This is a genomic window from Aeromonas sp. 19NY04SH05-1, assembly GCF_040581895.1.
GTDB lineage: Bacteria > Pseudomonadota > Gammaproteobacteria > Enterobacterales > Aeromonadaceae > Aeromonas > Aeromonas enteropelogenes.
The window spans coordinates 2,414,065-2,439,801 of record NZ_CP095328.1 but is presented as its reverse complement, the minus strand read 5'-3'; the positions used below and the strand labels follow the sequence as shown (position 1 = coordinate 2,439,801).

Annotated in this window: 20 protein-coding genes; 15 read left to right on the top strand and 5 right to left on the bottom strand. The window is 59.3% G+C overall.

Features of this window, described 5'->3' with window-relative positions; all coding sequences use genetic code 11:
* Positions 1-174 precede the first annotated feature (174 nt).
* Positions 175-1,416 (top strand): dicarboxylate/amino acid:cation symporter, encoded by a 1,242-nt coding sequence (locus tag MRK42_RS11135; protein WP_338609892.1) that lies wholly within the window; start codon positions 175-177, stop codon positions 1,414-1,416.
* Positions 1,417-1,846: 430 nt separating this feature from the next.
* Here the strand turns inward: MRK42_RS11135 and MRK42_RS11130 are convergent, their stop codons facing one another.
* The 4 genes from MRK42_RS11130 to MRK42_RS11115 all read right to left on the bottom strand — a co-directional run bounded on the left by MRK42_RS11130 (position 1,847) and on the right by MRK42_RS11115 (position 5,591).
* On the bottom strand, positions 1,847-2,134 hold the full coding sequence (locus MRK42_RS11130) for a hypothetical protein (RefSeq protein ID WP_338609890.1): 288 nt from the start codon (positions 2,132-2,134) through the stop codon (positions 1,847-1,849).
* Positions 2,135-2,846: 712 nt separating this feature from the next.
* On the bottom strand, positions 2,847-3,818 hold the full coding sequence (gene pfkA, locus MRK42_RS11125) for a 6-phosphofructokinase (protein ID WP_026457843.1): 972 nt from the start codon (positions 3,816-3,818) through the stop codon (positions 2,847-2,849).
* 147 nt (positions 3,819-3,965) lie between these two features.
* Positions 3,966-4,721: a triose-phosphate isomerase gene (gene tpiA, locus MRK42_RS11120; RefSeq protein ID WP_026457842.1), complete on the bottom strand. Its 756-nt coding sequence runs from the start codon at positions 4,719-4,721 to the stop codon at positions 3,966-3,968.
* A gap of 135 nt (positions 4,722-4,856) precedes the next feature.
* Positions 4,857-5,591, bottom strand: a complete 735-nt coding sequence (locus tag MRK42_RS11115) for an ElyC/SanA/YdcF family protein (RefSeq protein WP_235696155.1) — start codon at positions 5,589-5,591, stop codon at positions 4,857-4,859.
* Between the two features lie 135 nt (positions 5,592-5,726).
* Here MRK42_RS11115 and cmoM point away from each other — a divergent pair, with 135 nt between their 5' ends.
* From cmoM to MRK42_RS11085, 6 genes are all read left to right on the top strand, one after another.
* Positions 5,727-6,503 (top strand): tRNA uridine 5-oxyacetic acid(34) methyltransferase CmoM, encoded by a 777-nt coding sequence (gene cmoM, locus MRK42_RS11110; RefSeq protein ID WP_338609883.1) that lies wholly within the window; start codon positions 5,727-5,729, stop codon positions 6,501-6,503.
* A gap of 185 nt (positions 6,504-6,688) precedes the next feature.
* Positions 6,689-8,023, top strand: coding sequence for a chromosome partition protein MukF (gene mukF, locus MRK42_RS11105; protein ID WP_201939674.1), 1,335 nt, complete (start codon positions 6,689-6,691; stop codon positions 8,021-8,023).
* On the top strand, positions 8,004-8,723 hold the full coding sequence (gene mukE / locus MRK42_RS11100) for a chromosome partition protein MukE (protein ID WP_026457138.1): 720 nt from the start codon (positions 8,004-8,006) through the stop codon (positions 8,721-8,723). The genes mukF and mukE overlap by 20 nt, the downstream gene beginning before the upstream one ends.
* Before the next feature lie 3 nt (positions 8,724-8,726).
* Entirely contained in the window at positions 8,727-13,154 is a 4,428-nt protein-coding gene (gene mukB, locus MRK42_RS11095; RefSeq protein WP_338609880.1) for a chromosome partition protein MukB, read from the top strand.
* A gap of 156 nt (positions 13,155-13,310) precedes the next feature.
* On the top strand, positions 13,311-13,700 hold the full coding sequence (locus tag MRK42_RS11090) for a septal ring lytic transglycosylase RlpA family protein (RefSeq protein WP_042069249.1): 390 nt from the start codon (positions 13,311-13,313) through the stop codon (positions 13,698-13,700).
* 199 nt (positions 13,701-13,899) lie between these two features.
* A complete protein-coding gene (locus MRK42_RS11085) occupies positions 13,900-14,346 on the top strand; it encodes a GNAT family N-acetyltransferase (RefSeq protein WP_338609877.1) in 447 nt (148 codons plus the stop codon).
* A 363-nt stretch (positions 14,347-14,709) separates the two neighbouring features.
* Here MRK42_RS11085 and MRK42_RS11080 read toward each other — a convergent pair whose 3' ends face one another.
* Positions 14,710-14,913, bottom strand: a complete 204-nt coding sequence (locus MRK42_RS11080) for a hypothetical protein (protein WP_026457241.1) — start codon at positions 14,911-14,913, stop codon at positions 14,710-14,712.
* 619 nt (positions 14,914-15,532) lie between these two features.
* Here MRK42_RS11080 and MRK42_RS11075 point away from each other — a divergent pair.
* The 8 genes from MRK42_RS11075 (at position 15,533) to MRK42_RS11040 (ending at position 25,660) form a co-directional block, all read left to right on the top strand.
* The gene (locus MRK42_RS11075) at positions 15,533-16,525 is read left to right on the top strand and encodes a Wadjet anti-phage system protein JetD domain-containing protein (RefSeq protein WP_338609874.1); all 993 of its coding nucleotides are present in this window, start codon (positions 15,533-15,535) and stop codon (positions 16,523-16,525) included.
* Positions 16,526-16,895: 370 nt separating this feature from the next.
* Entirely contained in the window at positions 16,896-18,083 is a 1,188-nt protein-coding gene (gene ygeW / locus MRK42_RS11070) for a knotted carbamoyltransferase YgeW (RefSeq protein ID WP_338609872.1), read from the top strand.
* Between the two features lie 128 nt (positions 18,084-18,211).
* Positions 18,212-19,411, top strand: a complete 1,200-nt coding sequence (gene dpaL / locus MRK42_RS11065) for a diaminopropionate ammonia-lyase (RefSeq protein ID WP_338609870.1) — start codon at positions 18,212-18,214, stop codon at positions 19,409-19,411.
* A gap of 145 nt (positions 19,412-19,556) precedes the next feature.
* Positions 19,557-20,774, top strand: a complete 1,218-nt coding sequence (locus tag MRK42_RS11060) for a YgeY family selenium metabolism-linked hydrolase (protein ID WP_026458439.1) — start codon at positions 19,557-19,559, stop codon at positions 20,772-20,774.
* A gap of 98 nt (positions 20,775-20,872) precedes the next feature.
* Positions 20,873-22,285, top strand: a complete 1,413-nt coding sequence (gene hydA, locus MRK42_RS11055) for a dihydropyrimidinase (protein ID WP_338609867.1) — start codon at positions 20,873-20,875, stop codon at positions 22,283-22,285.
* A gap of 142 nt (positions 22,286-22,427) precedes the next feature.
* Positions 22,428-23,360 (top strand): carbamate kinase, encoded by a 933-nt coding sequence (arcC, locus tag MRK42_RS11050; protein ID WP_201977802.1) that lies wholly within the window; start codon positions 22,428-22,430, stop codon positions 23,358-23,360.
* Between the two features lie 186 nt (positions 23,361-23,546).
* The gene (locus MRK42_RS11045) at positions 23,547-24,470 is read left to right on the top strand and encodes a DMT family transporter (RefSeq protein ID WP_338609863.1); all 924 of its coding nucleotides are present in this window, start codon (positions 23,547-23,549) and stop codon (positions 24,468-24,470) included.
* Positions 24,471-24,670: 200 nt separating this feature from the next.
* Positions 24,671-25,660, top strand: a complete 990-nt coding sequence (locus MRK42_RS11040; protein WP_338609860.1) for a calcium/sodium antiporter — start codon at positions 24,671-24,673, stop codon at positions 25,658-25,660.
* Positions 25,661-25,737: the final 77 nt, after the last annotated feature.

The window sequence follows — 25,737 nt, the reverse complement described above, 5'->3', positions numbered from 1 at the left end:
AATCTTTACTTTTTAGCAAAATTATTAATAGCTTCGGTTAACGATTTGCTGATTTAAAACAGCAATTAAATATGAGATAAAGCGCCCAAACAGGGGAATGAGCAGATGCTCATTCCCCTGTTTGGTTAATTGCACTGGGAAAAGTGTGAATTTTGCTACATAAAGGAACAGATTGTGTTAACTAAAGGACTCATTAGAAATATCGGCTTCCAAGTGATGGTTGCCATGGTACTGGGTGTGCTGGCCGGGGTGTTCATGGGTGAACAGGCGGCCATCTTCGCTCCACTCGGTAGCCTCTTCATCCAGCTGATCAAGATGCTGGTGATCCCTCTGGTGGCGGTGGCCATTCTCTCCGGTGCCGCCAACCTGGGGACCAGCCCGGCGGCCGGCAAAATAGGTGCCGCCACCCTGGGCTTCTTCCTGCTGACTTCTGCACTGGCCGTCTCCTTGGCGCTGGTGATGGGACAACTCTTCAAGCCCGGCATCGGTGTCGACTTCGGTGCCATGTCCACCCTGTTTAGTGGTGACTACTCCGACAAGGGCGCACTGCCCGATGCGGTGGCTACCGTGCTCGGGATGATCCCGACCAACGTGTTCCAGTCTTTGAACGAGGCCAACATACTGCAGATCCTGGTGTTCTGCATGTTCCTCGGCATCGCGCTGGCCAAGCAGCCCCGTGAACGGGCCAAGCCGCTGGTCGATGGCCTCAACACCCTGGTGGATGCTTTCGTCTGGATGATCAACAAGGTGATGCTGATTGCGCCCCTGGGAGTCTTCGGCCTGATGGCCGACGCCATCGGTACCTATGGTTTCGATGTGCTGACCTTGGTGCTCAAGCTGTTCCTGGTCTATGTCGGCGCCATCCTGATCTTCGGTTTCGTGGTCTATCCGCTGCTGGTGGCGATCTTCTCCAACACCCCGGTGATGAAGTATCTCTCCGCCATGAAGAAGCCGCAGATCGTGGCCTTCTCCACCGCCTCTTCCATGGCGACCCTGCCGGTCAACATGGAAACCTGCGAGCGGGAGTTGAAGGTGAGCAACGCCACTGCCTCGTTCGTGCTGCCGCTGGGGGCCACCATCAATATGAGCGGTAACGCCATCTATTACGGTCTGGTCGCCATCTTCTTCGCCCAGATCTACAACATCGATCTGAGCGCCGGTGCCTGGGCGGCCATCATTGTGACCTCCACCCTGGGGGCTATCGGCCAGGCCGGCGTGCCGGGCCCGAGCTTCCTGGTGGTGGCCGTGCTGCTGGCAGCCGGCATTCCCATCGAAGGCTTGCCGCTGCTGTTTGCCCTGGATCGTCTGTTCGACATGATCCGTACCGCTCTCAATATCACGGGTGATGCGGCCTGTGCGGTCATCGTCGACCGCTTCAGCCCGGAATATGACTCGCAGCGCTGGAACAAGGCGTAACGACGCCATCTGCCAGCCTGACGGCATAGCTTGAAAGACAAAGCCCCCACCTCGCGGTGGGGGCTTTTTTGATCCCAGCTGGCAGGCAAAAGTTCATTCAGACGAGGTGAGCGAGCATGGTCAGGCCAGGGGAGGGAAATTCAGATTGGGGGGGCAGGCCGCGGGGGGATGGCAGCGCCCATGGTCATTCAGGATTGAAGATGACGTGAGCAAATAACGGGCAGCAAAAAGGGGAGTCATGCTCCCCCGGATATGATTGGACACTTCGTCCTGCTGTCCTGTCACCCTGGCGGTGAAAAAAACGACGCCAAGATGATGAAATCATATTTAAGTGGCTTGTGATGGCATCAAGGCTGAAAAATACCTGTTAGTGGCGATTTATCAGGCTTGGCTGACACAAGCGGTCCGGATTGATGTCTCCCTATCCGGCTCAGAACTGTGACAGTGAGGGCAGAGAGACAGCAACCAGGGTGAAAAAGACGGTGAATACCGCAGTCACAACAAATTCTTTCATTTTTTTCTCCCCAAGTCGTTGATTGATGATGTCAAGATACCATACACCAGCCTTAAAACAAGGGTTAAATTTGAGAAAATGATGTCTTTTGTCGCCTGTGACGATGAAGGCTGTATTTTTACAACATGGAGCTCGTTTAATGGGCATGGTGATAGCTGGGGAACACTTGACTTGTTTGATGATATTTAATTCTTTTAAATTCATGCGGTTATGCGTTCATTCATCCTTCTTTTTTGTGGGTTTTATATGATTCCCATTCGTTAGATGGCACTTATCTGGCTGAAAAGGGGTGTTTTTGGTTGACTAAAAGTGCGTATGAACTGGATTTGACAGGATATGACATGGATATCTCATCCACTGGATATCAATATGCGTCATTTCACGGTCAGGCCTTGTCATATCAGGCTTCTATTCGCAGTGAACTGCATCCGAATTTGCAGAAAAGGGCCCGTTTTCAGGTGCGTTGACCGCATAACAGAGGCTGCAGAGGCGTAGGTGTGCATTTTATCGCCACCAATATAGTGGTGAGACCGTTTAGCCTGTCTAGTGTGTCAGGGCAAGTCGCTGGTAGTGACGGATTGGCACGGGAGGCCAGGCTGGAATGCGCTTGCCTTACATTACTCGGCTTGAGGTCGGTATAAGCAAGGTGGGCGTCTTGGCTGTCGTACACAGCGGTACGCAAGAGAGCAGGGGGAGGCATGGTGGTGATAGGGATCGCGTCTTTGTTGAGTCGCGAATGTTGAGCCGCGAGCCTGACAGATACAAGCGCCTGGCGCTTTGTGTTTCTCCTGAGCAGAGGCAGGCACATGTTGTGCTGGATAAGCTCTGGCGCAATGGGGTTGGCCATCAGGACGAAATAAAAAAACCCTCCGAGTGGAGGGTTTTTATCAGACTGGCCTGTTTGGACTGATATGCCTTAGAACAGGGTGGTGGAGAGGTTGTAGAGCTCCTGATCGAAGGGGCGCTTCATGTTCTCGATACAGTCGATGATGTCGTGGTGAACCAGCTCGTTGCGCTGGATACCGACGCAGCGGCCACCATGGCCGGCCAGCAACTGCTCGACGGCGTAGGCCCCCATACGGCTGGACATGATGCGGTCACGGGCCGTCGGGGCACCGCCACGCTGGATGTGGCCCAGGATAGTGGCTCGGGTTTCGCGGCCGGTCATGGCTTCGATATCCTTGGCCAGTGCATTCACGTCGGTAACGTGTTCACAGATGGTGATAATGGCGTGCTTCTTGCCTTTGACTTCACCTTCCTTGATCTGTTGCAGCAGCTTCTCTTTGTCGAAAGCCACTTCCGGCACGATCACGTATTCGGCACCACCGGCAACGGCGGCAGACATGGCCAGATCGCCACAGTGACGGCCCATGATCTCGACCACGGAGATGCGGTGGTGGGAGCTGCAGGTGTCGCGCAGACGGTCGATTGCGTCTACGACCACGTTCAGGGCAGTATCAAAACCGATGGTGAAGTCGGTGCCGGCGATATCGTTGTCGATGGTGCCCGGCAGGCCGATGCAGGGGAAACCCTCTTCGGTCAGCTTCTTGGCGCCCATGTAGGAGCCGTCACCGCCGATCACCACCAGGGCGTCGATGCCGTGCTTTTTCAGGTTCTCGATCGCTTCGGCGCGAACGGCCGGATCTTTGAAGGCAGGGAAACGGGCAGAACCCAGGAAAGTACCACCACGGTTCACCACGTCGGAAACGCTGTGGCGCTCCAGCTTGACGATGCGATCCTGGTGCAGACCGAGATAGCCATCATAGATGCCGTACACTTCCAGGCCATGATGCAGGCCGGCGCGCACCACGGCGCGGATGGCTGCGTTCATACCCGGCGCGTCGCCACCACTGGTCAGAACACCAATACGTTTGATTTGTTTGGTCATGAGTGCCTCTGGATCTGAGTTGTCAAATACGAATGTTTGGAAATAGACAAGCCATTTTTACTATATCGGCTTTCGTATGGGATGCGGGGGCCACCATAGGAAAAGCGATACGCAGGAGGGGGCAAGCGCCCCCTCCATGGCAGCCGATTACTTGGCCGCGCCAGCAATGATCTGGGAGAAGTCGTCCACTTTCAGGGACGCACCACCCACCAGGCCACCGTCGATGTCCGGCTGACCAAACAGGTCGGCAGCGGTTGCGCCAGTCACGGAACCACCGTACAGGATCTGTACCTTGGCAGCCACGTCCGCGTCAAAACCGGCCAGGTACTGACGGATGTGAGCGTGCACGGCCTGGGCGATTTCCGGGGTGGCAGTCTTGCCGGTGCCGATGGCCCATACCGGCTCGTAAGCGATGACGGCGTTGGCGAAGGAGGCGATACCGCAGCGGTCGATAACAGCCTTCAGCTGGGTCTCAACCACCTGGTTGGTGGTGCCGGCCTCGAACTGGGCCAGGGTCTCACCGATGCACAGAACCGGTACCAGACCGCCTTTCTGGATGGCTTCGTACTTGGCAGCAACCACGTCGTCGGTCTCTGCGTGCAGGGTGCGACGCTCGCTATGGCCGACCAGGGAGTAGGTGCAACCGAAGGCTTTGAGCATGGAGGGGGCGTTTTCGCCGGTGAAGGCACCAGACTCGTGCACGTCGGCGTTCTGGGCGCCATAGGCGATCTTGGTGCCGGCAGTCAGCTGCTCAACCATACCCAAAAAGATAACAGGGGGGCAGACGGCGACTTGAACAGAAGGATGAGCGGCAGCCGCCGGGGTCAGTCCTTTGATCAGTGCTTCGACGGAAGCCTTGGTGCCGTTCAGTTTCCAGTTACCCATTACCAGGTGCTGTCTCATCTTCTATATCTCCTAGGCATTTGATTGCGCGACATTATATGAATTGAACCGAGCCCAAGATAGCTGACCCGGCGGCAAATGACGTAATTTTTTTTCGCTTTCCTGATCCAAATCAGGAATGAAACGCTTGATCGCTCATTCGTTAACCTGCCCCCGCAAGCGTGCCCACCATACCCCAATCCATTCGTGAATGGCAGCCTCGGAATACATCAGATAACGCCCCTTGGGCAGATAACTATAGAGAGGCTGGGGCTCCTGGCTCTGCTTGGCGGTGTAATCGGTGGGGGCCGGCACGGCATTGAGTCCCTGTCCCTGATAGAGGGCCATGGCGCGGGGAAGATGGGTGGCTGAACTCACCAGTGCGACCCGTTTTCCCTTGAGATGGCGGCTGATACTGACTGCTTCATCATGAGTATCTTTGTTGTTTTCAAACAACGTGATCCGTGTACGCGGTATGCCGAGGCTCTGTGCCATGCGGGCATTGACCTCGGCGTTGGAGAGGGGATCCCCCGACACATAGCCTGAGAAGATCAGCTCGGCATCGGGATAGGCCTGGGCCAGGCGTACTCCTTCCAGAGTGCGGGCCAGGGCAATGTTGTTCTGCCAGGAGCGCTCGGGGATCGCCGGATCGCTGACATGACCGTTACCCAGTACCACGATGGCCTGGATATCCGGATGCTGGCTCACCTCGAAGGGGGGGAAGGTCTGCTCCAATGGGCGGGCCAGCTCATAGCTTACCGGGCGCGTGCCCATCAGGGCGACGATAAGCAGGGAGAGGGTTGCCAGCAGCTTGCCGGTTTTCTGAAAGCGGGTGAACCAGAGCAGCAGCAGGGCCAGCAGCAACAAGGAGAGAGAAAAGGGGAGCGGCATCAGCAGCTGGCCAAGCCACTTCTTGATGGCAAAAAAGTTGAGCGTAAACACGGCACTATCGTCCTTGAGTTTTCAGCAAATTCGGGATGTGACAGAATACCTTCCTTTTTTTGTATGGCCAGAGTTGAGTTTCTCTTGAAGCAAGATCAGAGTTTTGACGGTCGCGCCGACAAGTTCGCCCGCAATATTTATGACTCCACCAAGGGGCGCATCCGCACGACCGTGGTGTGGAGCGACATCGAGGCCTGCCTGGCGCGGCTGGGCAATCGGCCCCTGCGGATCCTGGATGCGGGGGGCGGCTTTGGCTACTTCGCCCAGAAGCTGGCGGCCATGGGCCATCAGGTGGAGCTGTGCGATCTCTCGGCGGAGATGCTGGCCCTGGCCCGCACCCAGATCGCCGAGAAGGGGCTGGAAGACAATATTCGTCTCATTCATTGCCCCATTCAGGATCTGAAGCAACATGTGACCGGTACTTTTGATCTGGTACTCTGCCACGCCGTGCTGGAGTGGCTTGCCGAGCCACGCCAGACCCTGTTAGGTCTGTTTCCTTTCGTCAATGCCGGGGGCATACTGTCGCTGCTTTTTTACAACCGCCATGGCCTTTTGTTTCAGAGCCTGGTGGTGGGCAACTTTGACTATGTGCGCCTGGGTCTTCGCAAGAAGCGTCAGACTGCCCTGACCCCCACCAATCCCCAACTGCCCGAGCAGGTCTATGACTGGATTGGGCGGGGTGGGCTCAAGATAATCGGCAAGACCGGGGTGCGGGTCATTCACGACTACATGCGCCACAAGCAGGATCAGCTGGAAAAATTCGACGATCTGCTGGCCATGGAGCAACAATATTGCCGCCAGGAACCGTTTGTCGCCCTGGGGCGCTATATCCACGTGATGGCGCAAAAGCCCGCCAGCTGATAGACGCTCCTGTTTTTATCAGTGGGGATGCTGCCCAAGGCAGCTGCAAACGGGTTACCGCTTGCACTTGATAGCACGACGAGATGGCCGGATTGTTCTGATAAGGCCATCCAATGGATAACAACGAGATGGCCGGATTTTCCTGATAAGGCCATCCAAATGGATAACAACGAGATGACAACGTCATGATGAGTACATCCCGTACCCTGCCCGAGCGTTCTTTGCCGGAGATAGTAGGGTGGGTCAGGCAGGAGGGGTTGGCGCTGAGCCTGCCGACCGATCGACTGGCCTTTCTGATTGCAATCAAGACCCTGTCCGAAGATGAGTCGGATCTGTCGGAGGCGGCGCTGCACGATGCCTTTGGCTACGTCAGCAGTGCTTTTGGTCAGATGGACGAGACCCTCACCGGCCGCGCCAACAACGCCATCAACGATCTCATTCGCCAGCAGTTGCTGTCGCGCTTCAACACCGACATGGTGGCGGGAGAGAGCCTCTATCGCCTGTCGCGCCTTGGCATGAGCATCGTCGATTTCTTCCTGGATCAGCGCCAGGTCGACTCCATCAAGCTCTCCATTTTGCTCGAACACCTGGCGGCCGAGCTCGACACCGCCCGCAAGGCGGCGCTCGAGACCAATACCCGCGAGCAGTGGGATGCGGAGGTGCTGCCGCGCCTCACCTTCTCCCTGGAGGAGACCCTGGGACGCATCGATCTGACCCAGCGCGCCATGGATGAGCAGCAAAATCAGGTCAAAAACGAGATCGCGGCCCTGCTGACCCAGAACTGGGTCGATGCCATCCACAGCTGCGAAAAACTGCTGCACGAGACCGGCCAGACCCTGCGCGAGTTGCAGGATACCCTGGACGCCGCCGGCCACCGCCTGCAGGCGGGGCTCCTCAACATTCAGGAAGCTGCCCAGGGGCGCGAGGATCTGTTCCACGTCGAGGAGCTGACTCACGCCTTGCAAGGACGGCTCGATGTGATCACCAGCTGGGGCCAGCAGTGTATCGAGCTGTGGGCCCGCTACGACAGGCACGTTCACAAGTTCATCCGTAACGCCATCGACATGGACAAGAACCGCGCCTTCAGCCAGCGGCTGCGGGAATCCATCCGCAACTTCGATCAGCACAACTGGCAACTGCGGGTGGCCGAAGAGCCCCGTCTGCTGGAGCTGCGCGACGAAACCATCGCCATCCACGACGAGGAGGTGACCGGCGAGGTGCCCCTCGAGATGGAATACATGGAGATGGTGGACATCAACCAGGAGCTGGCCGAGCGTATCGAGCGCTACCTGGCCCGCTATCCCGAGCAGGGTCAGCAGCTGGATTTGGCCGACGTGCTGCGGGAATACCTGCTGGACTACCCGGCCCACGCCCACTTCGACGTGGCGCGTCTTCTGATTGACCAGGCCGTGCGCCTGGGCCATGCCAGCGGCGAGCGCGAACTGCATCGCCAACCTGCATGGAAACCCATTAACCAAGCTGGATCCAAGGTTCAGGCCTATGTCATTGATCAATACTGAGTTTCCCTTGCCGCTGCGGCTCGCAGAGGCCATTGCCAACCCCTTGTTTCCGCGCATCGATACCGCCTTGCGCTCCGGTCGTCACATCAGTGCCGACGAGTTCGAACAGCACTCGGCACTGGTGGAGTATCACCAGGAGCTGGAGATCTTCTACGGCCGCTATCAGGTCGAACTCATCAAGGCGCCGGAAGGCTTTTTCTACCTGCGCCCGCGCCCCAGTGCCGACATCGGCACCACAGTGCTCTCCGAGCTCGATATGCTGGTGGGCAAGGTGCTTTGCTACCTCTATCTGAGCCCTGATCGCCTCGCCTCGGAAGGGGTGTTTGCCATGGGCGAGCTGCAGGAGGAGGTGCTGAGCCTGGCCGACGAGAAGCAGCTGCTGCGCATGGTCAACAGCCGCTCCGGCGGCACCGATCTCGACAAGAAGAAGCTGCTCGAAAAAATTCGCACCTCCATGCGCCGGCTGCGTCGCCTTGGTATGATCACCGCCCTTGGCAACGGGGACAAATTCCGGGTCAACGAGTCCGTGTTCCGCTTCGCCGCCGATGTGCGTTCCGATGAGGATCCCCGCGCCGTCCAACTGCGGATGATCCAGGAAGGGGAGGCCATCTTCCACGACGACGAAATGCCGAGCAGCGACTCGCTGTTTGACGATATCGAGGCGGACCTCGATGAAGAACAACTGGATCTGGAGGTATAAAAGGTGCGAGGCAAGTTCAAATCCCTGACCATGGTCAACTGGAACGGCTTCTTCGCCCGGACCTTCGATCTCGACCAGCTGGTCACTACCCTCTCCGGCGGCAACGGCGCGGGCAAGTCCACCACCATGGCGGCCTTTATCGCGGCCCTCATTCCCGATCAGTCTCTGCTCCATTTTCGCAACACCACGGAGGCGGGATCGAGCAGCGCCTCCCGTGACAAGGGGCTCTACGGCAAGCTGCAGCGCGGTCACTGCTACTCAGTGCTGGAAGTGATAAACAGCCGCGAGCAGCGGATCTGGGTCGGCGTGCATCTGGAGCAGGTGGCCAACCGTGACAACAAGGTCAATATCACCCCGTTCGCCTTGGTGGATGTGCCGGACAATCTGGTGCCCACCGATCTGCTGCTGGAAAAACTCGAGGACGGCAAGGGGCGGGTGCGCGCGTTTGCCGATCTGAAAGGGGCGGCGGCGGAGCTGGGGGCGTTGAAAGTCGCCAAGTTCAATACGGTGACCGACTATCACAACTTCATGTTCGAGTTCGGCATCACCCCGAAGAAGCTTCGTGATCAAAAAGATCGCGGCAAGTTCTATCGCCTGATCGAAGCCTCCCTCTACGGCGGTATTTCGTCTTCCATCAGCCGGTCCTTGCGTGAATACCTGCTGCCGGAGAACTCCGGCGTGCGCAAGGCGTTCCAGGACATGGAGGCGGCCATCTACGAGAACCGCCGCACCCTTGAGGCTATTAAAGAGACTCAGGGCCAGCGGGATCTGTTCAAGAACCTGATCACCGAGACCACTCACTATGTGGCGGCGGATTATGTGCGCAATGCCGCCGAGAAGAGCCGCCTCTCCGATCTGGCCCTCAAGGCCCGGGCCGAGCTTGCGGGCAAACGCCGCCTGCTGGCCGAGGAGAAGCAGCGCGCCATCTATCTGGCCGACGAGGTGGAGCAGCTCACCAACCGCGAGAAACTGCTGACCGACGAGTTGGAGTCCGCCGCCGAGCACCTGGCCAAGGTGCTGGCCGCCGTGGCACTGCAAAAGAAGATCGAGATGTATCGCGCCGATCTGGCGGATCTCTCTGACAAACTCGAACAGCAACAAGCGGTGGTGGAGGAGATCCACAGCCAGTTGCTGGAGGTGGAAGAGCGCAAGGAGCTGGCTCAGGCCGAGGTGGACAGCCTCAAGACCCAGCTGGCCGACTATCAGCAGGCGCTCGATATCCAGCAGACCCGTGCCATCCAGTACCGTCAGGCGGTGCAGGCCCTGGAAAACGCCCGCGAGCAGTGCGAGCTGCCGGGGCTGACCGCCGAACAAGCGAGCGACACCCTGCACCAGTTCCGCGCCGCCGAGCAGAGCCTCACCAGCCGGGTGCTGGGGGCCGAGCAGCAGCTGGCGCTGGCCAAGGCGGCGGTGGCCGAGCACGAAGCGGCGCTGGCGCTGCTTTTGAACATTGCCCCCGAGACCGCCCGTGAGGCAGCCTGGCCCACCGCCCAGGGGCTGCTCAAGCGTCATATCGAAGACAAGGCCCGCATCGCCCAGGGGCAGGGGCTGCGCGCTGCGCTGGCCCGCCTCGAGAAAGAGAGCGAGAGCCAGCAGGCGCTGCTGCGCTTGCGTGACGAGCTGCAGCAGGCCTCCGGCCAGCTGATCGCGAGCCAGGACGAGCTGGAAATCTTCCTCGAAGCCCAGCGCACCCGTCAGGAGGAGCTCTCCGAGCAACAGGCTGAAGTCAATCAGCGCCGCGCCAGCCTCGAGCATCAGGGCAGCCAGCTCGGCCGCGATATCGCGGAGCTGACCAAGCTGGCCCCGCGCTGGCTGAAATCCTTCGAGAAGCTCGAGCAGCTGCGCGAGCAGAGTGGGCTGCCGCTCGCCACCGCCGAAGAACTTTCTTCCGGCATGCAGAGCGTGCTCGACAAGGAGCGCGAATTCGAGCAGGAGAGCAACCGCATCGCGGCGCAGAAACAGGCGCTGGAGCTGCAAATTCGCAACCTGCAGCTGGGGGCCGGTGAGGCGGATCCCCGTCTTGCCCGCATCGCCGAGCAGGTGGGGGGCGTGCTGCTCTCCGATGTCTATGACGACATCTCCATCGACGATGCCCCTTACTACTCCGCCCTCTACGGCCCGGCTCGCAGCGCCCTGGTGGTGCTCGACCTGGAAGGCGCCATCGAGCGGCTGAAAAAGCTGGAAGATTGCCCGGAGGATATCTACCTCATTCAGGGCAACCCAGACTCCTTTGACGAGGATCTGGTGGAAGCGGACGAGCTGGGTGACGCCGTGTTGGTGCGCACCAGCAAGCGTCAGGTGCGCTTCTCCCGCTACCCCGAGCTGCCGCTGTTTGGCCGCGCCGCCCGGGAAAAACGGATCGAACAGCTCGACCTTGAGCGCGAAGAGCTTATCGAGGGCTACGCCAAGGCCGCCTTCGAGCAGCAGAAGTACCACCGCCTCTACGGCCACTTCCGCGACTTTATTGGCCAGCATCTGGACATCGCCTTCCGCCCCGACCCGGAAGCCGAAGTGCAGGCCAAACAGGCCGAGCAGCGCAAGTTGCAAGAGACCATCGCCGAGTGCAACAAGCAGCTGACCGAGGCCAAAGCGGCTGCCGCCCAGCTGACCCGCCATATCCAGCTGGTGCAGGGGATGTTGCCCTTTGCCCACCTGTTTGCCGAGACAGACCTGGCTGCCCGCCTCGAGGCGGCCAACGCCGACGTGGAAGCGTTGAAACAGGCCGAAGCCTTTATCGCCAAACACGGCAAGTCGCTGGAAAAACTGGAAACCATGGTGCAGGTGCTGCGCCAGGATCCGCAGGATCTCTCTGCCCTACAGGCGACGTTTGACGAAGCCAACGAATTGCTGGCCGAGCAGAAGCGCCGTTGCTACGCCCTCGATCAGCTGGTGGCCCGCCTGCCGCACTTTGCCTATCAGGATGCACAAGACCTGCTGGGCAAAGCCTCCGAGATGAGCGAGCGACTCAAAGAGAAGCTCAAGGCGGCCGAGCTGGCGGCCCGCACCGCCGGTGAGCAGCACAAGCAGATTGCCCAGCGTCACACCGAGGCGCTGCAGCTGCGCACCGCCCTCAACTCCAGCGTCGAGGCCAAGCGCCAGACCCTGACCGAGTTCGAGCAGGAGCTGGCGGCCATGGGGCTGACCCTCTCTGACGACATGGAAGAGAAGGCGCGTGCCCACAAGAAGGAGATCGAAGAGCTGCTTATCCGCACCCGCTCCCGTCGCACCAGCGCCGAGGCCCAGTTGCAGGTAACCAAGCGCGAGATTGAATCCCTCGGCGGTCGTCTCAAGCTGGAAGGCAAGGATTACTTCGGTGCCCGCAAATCCCTGGTGGGTCACAAGGCGAGCTGGTCGCGGGTGGTGCGGCTGGCGCGGGAGACCGACGTCGAGAAGCGCCTGAACAAGCGCGAGCTGGCGTACCTCGACAGCGACGAACTGCGCTCCATGTCGGACAAGGCCCTCGGCGCCCTGCGGGGGGCGGTGGCCCACGACGAGGCCCTGCGCGATGCGCTGCGTCTCTCCGAGGGCAACCGCAGCACCGAGCAGAAGGTGGCCTTCTACGTGCAGGTCTATCGTTACCTCAAAGATCGCATCCGCAACGACATCATCCGCTCCGATGATCCGGTCGAGGCGATCGAAGAGATGGAGATCGAGCTGGCCCGTCTGGCCGACGAGCTCAAGCAGCGGGAAACCCATCTGTCGCTCTCCTCCCACGAAGTGGCGGCCAAGATCACCAACATCATCCGCCGCGAGCAGAACCGCATCCGGGTGCTCAACCAGGGCTTGCAGAACATCGCCTTCGGTCTGGTGCGCGGGGTGCGCCTCAACGTCAATATCCGCGAGGCCCACACTCGTCTGCTGACGGCGCTCGCCGATCAGACCGCCATGCACAACGATCTGTTTGCCGACAAGGAGCTCAGCTTCTCCGAGGCGATGGCCAAGCTGTTCCAGCGCCTCAACCCGCAAGTGGAGCAGGGGGATCGCAGCTATCAGGTGATGGGCGACGTGCTGCTCGACTATCGCAACTACCTGGAGCTGGAGATCGAGGTGCAGCGCGGGGCCGATGGCTGGCTGCGGGCCGAGAGCGGCGCGCTCTCTACCGGCGAGGCGATCGGTACCGGTCAGGCCATCCTCTTGATGGTGCTGATCAGCTGGGAGGAGGAGTCCCGCCGTCTGCGCGGCAAGGATATCGCTCCCTGTCGTCTGTTGTTCCTCGACGAAGCGGCCCGTCTGGATGGCAAATCCATCGCCACCCTGTTCGAGCTGTGCGAGCGGCAGGACATGCAGCTGCTTATCGCGGCGCCGGAGAACATCAGCCCCGAGAAGGGCACCACCTACAAGCTCATCCGTAAAGTGCAGGGCAAGCACGAGCATGTGCATGTGGTGGGCCTGCGCGGCTTCGGCTTTAGCGATGACAAGCTTATCGCCTGACAAAGGTTGACGGGTGAATAAACAAAACGGGAGGCTTGGCCTCCCGTTTTCTATGGAAAATATGCGAAAGTGGACGACTCGTGCGCGAAAGCCGCATTTTGGCAACGAAGCGCCAGCCTGCGGGTCGGGTGGCGCCATCAATATCGGGGAAACAGGATGAAGAGGGGAGTGCAAAAAGGGCTGCTGTTATCACTCAGTCTGCTGCTGGCAGCCTGCAGCAGCCAGCCTGATGCCGGTCGTGGCGGCGACTGGCAAGGTTATACCGAGACGGGGCTCGCCTCCTACTACGCCGACCGCTACCACAACAAACGCACCGCCAGCGGCGAGCGCTATCAAACCAATCTCAACACCGCCGCCCATATGACGCTGCCTTTTGGTTCCATGGTGCGGGTCACCAATCTCGCCAACGGCAGGAGCGTGGTGGTCAAAGTCAATGACAGAGGCGCCTTTAAACGCGGGCGAATCATCGATCTCTCCCGAGCCGCGTTCAGCGCCATCGGCAATACACGCGCTGGCCTTATCAAGGTAAAGATCGAGGTGATGTAGCGAGTGGCGTGAGCCCAAAAATGGTTTCGCTCCCTGCCTTTGACCAACCTGCTCATTTTTCTGTGGAGTTTACAGGCGCCGGTTATGTCAGTTTCGATGGCTCTCGGGTATCGTCCTGATGGACTCGTTCTCTGACTGATAAAGAGGACGGAGTACCCGATACCTATTTTGATGATGTTTCTGGGATGGAGCAGAGTTGATGGAAATTATCAGGGCCGGCATGGATGATCTGGATATCATCAGCCCCTTATTTAATGCATACCGGATCTTTTACGGCCAACAAGAGGATATGACCCTGGCTCGTCATTTTCTGGCCGAGCGCCTGTCACAACAGGAGTCAGTGATCTTTTTTGCCAGAGATAAGCAGGGTGCCGGCATCGGTTTTACCCAGCTCTACCCCTCATTTTCATCCGTCGCCGCCAAACGGATATGGGTTCTGAACGACCTGTATGTCGTGGCGCAGGCCAGGCGCTTGGGAGTTGCCAAAAAATTGATGGATACGGCAAAGGAGTTTGCCATGGCGACAAACGCCAGGGGGCTGGCCCTGGAAACCGCGAGAGACAATTCGGCCGCGCAAAGATTGTATGAGTCCCTGGGGTATAGGAAGGAAGATGGGTATCACTATTTCCTGGCGCTCGATAAATAGCCGTTCGCAGGCGTGTAAAACCAAATACGGGGCAGCCTCTCCTCAAGGTGAATGGGGAGGAAAACAGAGCAGGGGAGCAGAGATGAGGCGATGGCCGGGGATATCAATTCACCAGCGGCCCTTATCGCTATGATTGTGAGGTGACCGTGATAGGAGAGCCTGATAGCCCGCCCGGGATGCTGGTGGTCTATAAAAAAGGTGTCGAGATAGTGCGCCAGCCGGTGTTAAAGAGCGAATAGCCATCTCAATGCCATGACGGCGTTTCTCGCCATATCCCTGAAGCGGCCAACAGGCCGCTTTTCTATTTCCGTGGTTTGTGTGCGCGTGTGCTCGACAAGCTGTTTGATATGACCCACATGTCCGTCAGCCCTGTGGCACCCTGACTCCTTTATCGAGATAGAGACTGCTGTAGTGGGCGCGGTGAGTGATAAACATGATCTGATGGCGGCTGCCGTCGGAGAGAATGATAAAGTCCCCGGCGAGGGCGGGGCTTTGCAGGCTGATCTCTTGCTCCGGGGCGGTCAGGCGATCGGCTTCATCCTTGAAGGTGAGGGTGTAAGAGTACATATGGCGCTCCACAACAGGCTCATATCAAACACATCATCAAGGCTAGTTCGTGATAACGCCGTGCGCGGCGCCCGTTCGGCGCTCTTGCCCTTTATTTATGGGCAACCCGCGGGGGCTGGTGTTATTTGAGGATATGCGGCAATAAAAAACCGCCAGCTGGCGGTTTTTCTTATCGCGTAGCCCTTACTTCAGGGCCTTCTTCAGCTTCTTGATCTTGCTCTCGTGCTTGGCAATCTTCTCGAGGCGGGCGGCGATCTTCTTCTTGATCTCTTTCTTGCTGACTTTGGCCATCGGTGGCGCTCCTTTGCTGTGATGACACCTCGGTGTCGTGGTGGATCTTTCCCTGAGATTGGCCAGAGTGCCACAAGCTGGTTGCCCGGGCCACCCATAGCCGTTTCTTTTTGTTGAAAAAGTAGTCTATTTCGCAGTTGTGGGGGTATTGGGTCAGGGATGTTGACTGTCGCGTACCTGTGCTTTTTCCGGTTGTCAGGGGGCGCTGCGGTTGTGACCAGCTTAGGACATCGAAGGAACAGGTCCACCACTGCGAGGCAAGTCACGGTAACGGCCTGGAAAATCACATCTACTTCTTCATATGAAGCTGATGTGAGGGGGCTGCACCATGTCGTTATTTGCGGAAAAGCATATACAAGGTCTCTGTGCCAGGTTGCTCGATAGCCAGAACGAGAAGGGATGTTCATTTGATAGCAAGCATGGTCGTGAACTGCTGATCCGACTGCAGGCAGTTGACGGGATCAGGCCGGTTGGACGCAGTGCCCGTCATGTGTTGACAGAGGCAGGACGTGATTATCTCGTTAGACAACTGGCCCAAGTGGTCTCTGTGGCACCTGATAAACGTGAGCATTTGCAGACCCTTGGCGTGACACTGCCTTCGTGTCTTAATCAGGCCAGTTTCCATGCCCTTTGGCATGGCGATAGCAAATATCCCCGCAGTGATAACTCGGCCAGCCAATTGCCCATCAACATGGTACTGACACAGGATGAGGTACTCCGTCTGCGCACGTTGGATCAGATAGTCTTTGTGGATCTCGTTGGCCTGCGCCACGACATGACAGAATCCATGAGGCTATTGGGTGAGCTGGCCTTGCCTGAGCGAGCGCTGGCAACCCTGGCTGCCGTTGATTGGCAGGGGACGCAAGTTATCACGGTGGAGAACAAGGGGGCTTTTGTCGATTACCCGTTACAAAGGGGCCAGTTGCTGTTGTTTGCGCCGGGCCGTAATACGAGTCTGGCCAAACGGTGTATCCCTTTATTACCTGACTCTGTTCAGTGGGCTCATTTTGGCGATCTGGATCAGCGTGGCATTGATATTGCGGTGGAGTTGGCCCGGGATCTCAATCGCCCGGTAATGCTGTGGTTGCCCTGTCAGTTAACACTTTTCCTGCAACATTACGCTCGTCCGGTATGTGGTCTGTTAACCGGGGATGACAAGGTTCACTGGCGTTCGTCGGATTTCGCCGTGGCTGCGAGCGAAGCGGACAAGGTTGGCACAGGTTGGTTAAACGAGTTGCGGCAACAAGATAAGTGGTTGGAGCAAGAGGTATTGATCGTGGCGTCACACTGGCGAGCCTGGCTCCTTGTGAGAGGGGAGTGATGAGGCTTGTATTCTCATAATGATAATGGCGGCCCCGCCCATATCATTTATGTTCCCCATTGCGGGGCCCTGATGATAATTCCTGGCTGGCAAGGGGCATTTTTATCAATCTTGATTCATGCACTCTTCACGGCAAATGACAGAAGCCGCCGACGTGATTGGATAACTCTCTGAAATAATCGTTATTTTTGTGCCTTGCATCACATACTTTTTCCTTTTCTTATTATTCCACCGCCTTTTTTTAATCTGGCACGCTTATTGATTATCTCTTGTCGACGCTAACCGATGAGCTCACCCACAACCGTGACGCTGGTGACATCGTGAGTGAAAGGGGAGCTATCCATATATCATCCAATGATTGGGGCGAACGATGAAAGCAGTTAACGATTTAATCAAAGAGATAAAGGCACTCAACTCCAACCTGCACGAAAAAGATTTTCTGCTGACCTGGGAGCAAACCCCGCAGGAATTGGAATTGGTATTGAAACTGGCCGAATCCCTCAAGACCCTGCGCGCCGAAAATATTTCCACCAAGCTGTTTAACAGCGGGCTCGGTATCTCGGTTTTCCGCGATAACTCCACCCGGACCCGCTTCTCTTACGCGTCAGCCCTGAATCTCCTTGGCCTGGCCCAGCAGGATCTGGATGAGGGCAAATCCCAGATAGCTCACGGTGAGACGGTGCGCGAGACAGCCAACATGATCTCGTTTTGCGCCGACGCCATCGGCATTCGCGACGACATGTATCTCGGGGCCGGCAACGCCTATATGCGCGAAGTGGGGGCGGCGCTCGACGAAGGGTTCGAGAAGGGGGTGCTGCCCCAGCGTCCGGCCCTGGTCAACCTGCAGTGCGACATTGATCACCCGACCCAGTCCATGGCTGATCTCGCCTGGCTGCAGGAGCATTTCGGGAGCCTCGACAACCTCAAGGGCAAGAAGATTGCCATGACCTGGGCCTACTCCCCGAGCTACGGCAAACCGCTCTCTGTGCCGCAAGGCATCATCGGGCTGATGACCCGTTTTGGCATGGACGTGACCCTGGCCCATCCCGAGGGGTATGACCTGATCCCGGACGTGATCGAGGTGGCCAAAGAGAACGCCAAGGCCTCCGGCGGCAGCTTCCGTCAGGTCACTTCCATGGAAGAGGCGTTCAAGGATGCGGACATCGTCTATCCGAAGTCCTGGGCGCCCTACCAGGTGATGGAACAGCGCACCGAGTTGCTGCGGGCCAATGACCACGCCGGCCTCAAAGACCTCGAGAAACATTGCCTCGCGCAAAACGCCAAGCACAAGGATTGGCACTGCACCGAAGAGATGATGAAGCTCACCAAGGGGGGCGAGGCACTTTATATGCACTGCTTGCCGGCGGATATTTCCGGTGTCTCCTGCAAGGAGGGTGAGGTGACCGAAGGGGTATTCGAGAAATATCGCATCGCCACTTATAAAGAGGCGAGCTGGAAGCCCTATATCATCGCCGCCATGATCATGGCCCGCAAATTCTCGGCGCCTGCCGAAACCCTGGAAAATCTTATCAAGGAAGCGCAAAAGCGCGTCAAATAATGGCAAGTCGGGCAGGGTGGCTATTTCACCCTGCCCACTGCAACAGCGCATTTATTATCGCGAGTCTTCTCCCCGGATAGCCCCTTGAATAAGGTCTCTCCGGCGAGATGGCTCTTTGTGAGGTCACTATGTCCCAATTTTCTCTGAAGATGGATATTGCGGATAACCGCTTTTTTACCGGAGAAACATCCCCGTTATTTTCCCGTATCGAAGCACAAAAGGCCCGTGCATTTCATAAAAAACTGGCCGGATATGAACCGACGCCGCTCTGTGATTTGAAAGCACTGGCGGATTATGTCGGGGTGAAAAATATATTGGTCAAGGACGAATCCAAACGCTTTGGTCTCAACGCCTTCAAGATGCTGGGGGGCGTCTATGCCATCGCCAACCTGCTCTGTGAAAAATACGGAGTGGCCATCGAGAATTTCACCTTCGATCTCATCAAGCGCACCATCAAGGAGCCGATGACCTTCGCTACCACCACGGATGGAAACCACGGCCGTGGCGTCGCCTGGGCCGCCAAACAGGTGGGTCAGCATGCGGTGGTCTATATGCCCAAAGGCTCGGCCCGGGAGCGGGTGGATCACATCCTCAACCTCGGCGCCGAGTGCATCGTCACCGACATGAACTATGACGATACCGTGCGCCTCACCATGAAGATGGCCGAAGAGCGCGGCTGGCACATAGTGCAGGACACCGCCTGGGAGGGGTACACCAGGATCCCGACCTGGATCATGCAGGGTTATTCCACCCTGGCCGATGAAGCGGTCGAGCAGATGCAGGCCATGGGCATCCAGCAGCCCACCCATGTACTGCTGCAGGCCGGGGTCGGGGCCCTGGCGGGCGGCGTGCTCGGCTATCTGGTGGACTGTTTCGGGGCAAGAAACCTGCACAGCATAGTGGTTGAGCCGGATCAGGCCGACTGCCTCTACCGCTCCGGCGTGGCCGGCGAGATGGTCAACGTGGGGGGCGACATGCGCACCATCATGGCCGGGCTCGCCTGCGGTGAACCCAATCCCCTCGGCTGGCCGCTGCTCAAGCACTGCACCACCCAGTTCATCTCCTGTCACGACAAGGTGTCGGCGCTCGGCATGCGGGTGCTCGGCAATCCCCTTGGCGACGATCCCCGCATCATCTCGGGCGAATCCGGCTCGGTCGGCACCGGGTTGCTGGCGGCGGTGCGCCACCACCCGCAGCGGGATGCCCTGATGGCGCGGCTGGGGCTCAATCAGGATTCAGTGGTGCTGCTGATCAGCACCGAAGGGGATACCGACGTGGCCCACTACCGGGAAGTGGTGTGGGAAGGCAAGCATCCCGCCTGCGAGTAACCCCGGCTGCGAGCCACTTCCTGCAAGAGCAGAGACACGAATTGAAGAACTGATCGCGCCCTGTTAACGGGGGCGTGGTGAAGGGTCAGGGCGGGGCTGGCAAACAGGCCAAACCTCGCACATCAGGTTGTTATGGAGGATCACAATGAGCAAGCAAATTCCGTTTGAAATGGTGTTGGAGAAGGCCTACCAGTACAAGGCCGAGATGAGCCAGTTCCTGCGCGACATGATCGCCATTCCCAGTGAAAGCTGCGACGAGAAGAAGGTGGTGCTGCGCATCAAGCAGGAGATGGAAAAGGTCGGCTTCGACAAGGTCGAGATTGACCCCATGGGCAACGTGCTGGGCTATATTGGCCATGGCCCGCATCTGATTGCCATGGATGCCCACATCGACACCGTGGGCGTCGGCAACATGGCCAACTGGACCTTCGACCCCTATGAGGGGATGGAGGATCACGAGATCATCGGCGGGCGCGGCGCCTCGGATCAGGAAGGGGGCATGGCCTCCATGGTCTACGCCGGCAAGATCATCAAGGATCTGGGGCTGGAAGATGAATACACCCTGCTGGTGACCGGTACCGTACAGGAAGAGGACTGCGATGGCCTCTGCTGGCAGTACATCATCGAGCAGAGCAAGATCCGCCCTGAATTCGTGGTCAGTACCGAACCGACCGACTGCAACATCTATCGCGGCCAGCGCGGGCGTATGGAGATCCGCGTCGAGGTGCAGGGAGTGAGCTGCCACGGCTCGGCGCCCGAGCGCGGTGACAACGCCATCTTCAAGATGGGCCCCATCCTTGGCGAGTTGCAGGAGCTCAGTCACAACCTTGGCCATGACGACTTCCTCGGCAAGGGTACATTGACCGTCTCCGAGATTTTCTTCACCTCCCCGAGCCGCTGCGCGGTGGCGGACAGCTGCGCCGTCTCCATCGACCGCCGCCTCACCTGGGGCGAGACCTGGCAAGGGGCGCTCGACGAGATCCGCGCATTGCCGGCCGTGAAAGCCGCCGGTGCCGAAGTCTCCATGTACCAGTACGACCGTCCGGCCTATACGGGTCTGGTCTATCCCACCGAGTGCTACTTCCCGACCTGGAAGGTGGAAGAGGATCACATCACGGTCAAGACCCTCTCCAAGGCCTACCGCGAGTTGTTCCGCAAGGAGCCGGTGGTCGACAAGTGGACCTTCTCGACCAATGGCGTCTCCATCATGGGTCGTCACGGCATCCCGGTCATCGGTTTTGGCCCGGGCAAAGAGCCGGAAGCCCACGCCCCGAACGAGAAGACCTGGAAGGAGCATCTGGTCAAGTGCGCCGCCATGTATGCGGTGATCCCCATGCTCTATCTGGCGGAGCTGGACAAGTAAGCAAGGGTGCAGGGATGCCGGCATCCCTGCTACCAACGATATGCCCCGCCCAGGCGGGGCTTGGTGCGTGAAGGGCAACAGGAGTTGAGGGGGAGTGGATGAAACGGCTCATCAAGAACGGCACCTTGGTGGATGCGCAGGGGGAATATCGCCAGGATCTGCTGATCGATAACGGGGTGATCCGGGCCCGCGCCGCCCATATCCAGCCCGATGACGAGACCGAGGTGATCGAGGCCGACGGCTGCTACGTGATGCCGGGGGGGATCGACGTCCACACCCACTTCAACATCGATGTGGGCATGGCTCGCAGTTGCGACGACTTCTTCAGCGGTACCCGTGCCGCCGCCTGTGGTGGCACCACCACCATCATCGATCACATGGGATTTGGCCCGGCGGGGTGCAACCTGCATCACCAGCTGGCTCGCTATCACGATTACGCCGCCGATCAGGCGGTGATCGACTACGGTTTTCACGGCGTCATTCAGCATGTGGATGACGACATTCTCCACGAGATGGCCGCCATGGTGCAGGAGGAGGGGATCAGCAGCTTCAAGCTCTATCTCACCTACCGCTACAAGCTGGGAGACAGCGACGTGCTGCGCGCCCTAGCCCGCCTCAAGGAGGTGGGGGCGCTCGCCACCGTGCACCCCGAGAACGATGCCGCCATCGCGGTACGCCGTGAGGCGCTGCTGGCCGCCGGTCACCACGAGCCCTGGTATCACCCCCAGAGCCGGCCGCTTGCCTGCGAGGCGGAGGCCATCAGCCGGATGATCAATCTGGCGGCGCTGGCGGGCAATGCGCCCCTTTATATTGTTCACCTCTCCAATGGCCTGGGGTTGGAGTACCTCAAGCTGGCGCGCCGTCAGGGCCAGCCGGTCTGGGTGGAAACCTGCCCGCAATATCTGCTGCTCGATGATTCCTGCTACCACCTGGAGAACGGGGTCGACTACCTGCTAAGCCCGCCGCTGCGTGGGCGTTGCGAGCAGGACAAGCTGTGGGTCGGGTTGGCGGCCGGGGATATCGATACGGTGGCCACCGATCACTGCAACTTTTCCCACGCCCAGCGCATGACCCTCTCGGGGGGGGATTTCAGCCGCTGCCCCAACGGCCTGCCCGGGGCCGAGAACCGCATGCTGCTGCTGTTTGCCCATGGGGTGCTCGGCGGGCGCATCACGCCGTCCCGCTTCGTGGCCTTAACAAGCGCCAACCCGGCGCGCCTGTTTGGCCTCTGGCCGCGCAAGGGCAATCTGCAACCGGGGGCCGACGCCGATTTGGTGGTGATGGATCCCCGCGGTGAAACCCTGATTTCCCATCAACAGCTACATGACAACGGCGACTACAGCCCCTACGAGGGGATGCGCTGCCAGGGCCGGATCAGGCTGACCCTGAGTCGCGGCGAGATAGTGGCCCGCGACGGCGAGTTTCTGGGGCGGCGCGGCCATGGCCGTTTTCTGGCCCGCGCCCCCTTTGCCCCCGAGCTCAATTCGCTCCTGTATCCGGCGCCGCACTAGCATTTTGAGAACACCGCCCAGGGGCGCCTGCCCGTGGGGCGAGAGCCCCGCATGTTGGCAGAACAGTTTTTTCATAAAGAGATAGATGAACACAAAGGGAGCCGACCGCGCGCCGGCTTCTCCCATCACTGGAGAGCACAAGATGAAACAGCGAATCGTACTGGCCCTTGGCGGCAACGCGCTGGGCAACAACCTGCCTGAGCAGATGCAGGCGGTGCAGGGCACGGCGCGGACCATCGCCGACCTGATTGCGAAGGGGCATGAAGTAGTGGTGACCCACGGAAACGGCCCGCAAGTCGGGATGATCCAGCAGGCGTTCGAGGTGGCGGCCCGCCACGACGAAAAGGCGCCCCATCTGCCCATGTCGGTCTGCGTGGCCCTGAGTCAGGGTTATATCGGTTATGACCTGCAAAATGCCCTGCGCGAGGCGCTGCTCGAGCGCGGTATCCATAAGCCGGTTGCCACCCTGGTGACACAAGTTGAGGTGGATAAAAACGACCCCGCCTTCCTCGACCCGAGCAAACCCATCGGCGGCTTTTTCAGCAAGGAGGAGGCCGAGGCGCTGATGGCCAAAGGCGAGCGCCTCAAAGAGGATGCCGGTCGCGGCTATCGCCGGGTAGTGGCGTCCCCCAAACCCGTCGACATCATCGAGAAGGAGACGGTCTCGGCCATGCTGGCGGCGGGGCAGGTGGTGATCACGGTCGGTGGCGGCGGCATCCCGGTACTGCGCGAGGGGAACCACTTGCGCGGCGCCAGCGCGGTGATCGACAAGGATTGGGCCAGTGCCAGGCTGGCGGAGCTGATTGATGCTGACATGCTGATCATCCTCACCGCGGTGGAAAAAGTCGCCATCAACTTCGGCAAGCCCGACGTGCAGTGGCTCGACACCCTGAGCGTGGCGGATGCCCGGGGCTTTATCGAGCAGGGGCAGTTTGCCAGGGGCTCCATGCTGCCCAAGGTGGAGGCGGCGCTTTCGTTTGCGAGCTCCATGCCGGGGCGCAAATCCCTCATCACCCTGTTGGAGAAGGCGGCCGAGGGGATTGCCGGCAAGACCGGCACCCTGATAAGTCAGTAGGCTCGATCTTGTCAGCACAAACAGGGGGCCATCGGCCCCCTTTCTGTTGGCTGGCGCAAGGGATTGGCAGACGGGAAGAATAAGCCGACAAGTTGTGATCCGCGATGGGCAGGGTGATGGGAGAGGCGTAAGATGGCTCCCCCAAAATAGGTCTGATTAGCGATAGAAGAGGCAGCAAGACAAGCAATGAGTAGCAAGATCAACATGGCGGCGCTGGGGGGATTGGTTCTGCTCACTGCCATCTGGAGTTACAGCTGGATCGTGATGAAGCAGGTGATGCTCTACGCGGGGGCCTTCGAGTTCACCGCCCTGCGCTGCCTGTGCGGCTCTTTGGTGTTGCTGCTGGTGCAATGCCTGCGTGGCCGCAAATACCTTAAACCCACTCCGTTTCGCTACACCCTGGCCATCGGGTTGTTCCAGACCTGTGGCATGGTGGGGCTGGCCCAGTGGGCGCTGATCAGCGGCGGGGCGGGCAAGGTGGCGATCCTGAGCTACACCATGCCGTTCTGGGTGGTGATCTTCGCGGCGCTCTTTTTGGGGGAGCGGATGCGCCGACTCCACTACGTGGCGGTCGGGGTGGCCGCCTGCGGCCTGCTGCTGGTGATCGAGCCCTGGCAGCTGCACCTCGACTCCATGAAGAGCGCGCTGCTCGGGATCGCTTCCGGCATCTGCTGGGGGATCAGCGCCATCATCGCCAAACGGATGTATGCCCGTCATCCCACAGTGGATCTCATGTCCCTCACCACCTGGCAGATGATCTACGCCACCCTGGTGATGGCGCTGGTGGCAGCCTTGGTGCCGGAGCGACCCATCGACTGGCAGCCCTATGTGTTTGGCGCGCTCGCCTACAGTGCTATTTTTGCCACGGCGCTGGCTTGGAGTCTCTGGCTGTTTGTGCTGAAAAAACTGCCGGCGGGGATTGCCGGGCTCAGCACCCTGGCGGTGCCGGTGAGCGGCGTGCTGCTCTCCTGGTGGCTGCTCGGGGAAAACCCGGGGCCGGTGGAGGGGAGCGGCATCGCCCTTATCGTGCTGGCGCTCATCGTCATCAGCCGCAAGGGCAAACGTTCCGTGGTGTCGGTGGCGGGGGAGACCCGGGTCAAGCACTCCTGAGACGGGCACTCACTTGTATGGGAATATGGCCCTTGGGCGTGCCCCGTTACCGGTTTCAAGCTGTGCTCAAAGGGGGCTGTAAAACAAGGAGCAAAGGCGGAGAAAAGTGTGGCAATATGGGGCCTGCTACACCTGCATGGTAATGCAGGTATCTGATAGATAATGATTATCTCGCTTTTTGCCGACAAGGATGGATCGCTATGATGACGTTGATATGGCTGGCCGTGGGCCTGGTGTGTCTGGTGGTGGGGGCGGAGTCCCTGGTGCGGGGAGCCTCACGCCTTGCCACCATGATGGGGATCTCTCCTCTGGTGGTCGGGCTCACCATAGTGGCCTTCGGCACCAGTGCCCCCGAGCTGGCGGTGAGCATCCAGTCCGGGCTGGAGGGGCAGGCAGGTATTGCGGTGGGCAATGTGGTCGGCAGCAATATCTTCAACGTCCTGTTTATCCTCGGTATCTCTGCGCTGATCGTGCCGCTGGTGGTCTCCCAGCAGCTGGTGCGCCTCGATGTGCCCCTGATGATCGCCATTTCCGTGCTGGTGCTGATCCTGGGTTGGGATGGCCGCATCTCTGCGCTGGAAGGGGGTCTGCTGTTTGCCGGTATCATCGCCTACACCCTGTTTCTCTTTATCCAGAGCCGACGCGAAAGCAAGGCGGTGCAGGCGGAATACGAACAGGAGTTTGGCACCCGCGAGCCCGGCACGGCGGGCAGCTGGTTGCGCAACCTGCTCTTTATCGCGGCGGGGTTGGGCCTGCTCATTCTCGGATCCCGCTTGCTGGTTGGCAGTGCGGTCGAAATTGCCCACTACTTCGGCGTCAGCGATCTCATCATCGGCCTGACCATAGTGGCTGCCGGCACCTCCTTGCCCGAGGTGGTCACCTCCATCGTGCCCCCCGGCGGGCTTGAGGTTTCTGACGCAGCGCTGACGTTTGACATCCCCGTGATGATCGCCGTGGCGCTCGCCTGCCTGCCCATCTTCTTTACCGGTTACACCATCGCCCGCTGGGAGGGAGCCCTGTTTCTGGCCTACTACATCGCCTACACCGTCTGGCTGGTGCTGCACGCCACAGCCAGCCCGATGCAGGGCTCCTTTATGGAGGCCATGACCGGTTTTGTGCTGCCCCTGACTGCCGTGACCCTGGCAGTGCTGGCTGCTCGCGCCTGGCGGACGGGTCGCGCCGGAGCATGATGACTCATCGCTCTTTGCTAGACTGCATCAATAACAAGGCCCCGTCAGGGGCCTTGTGCTAACTATCGGCATCAGGT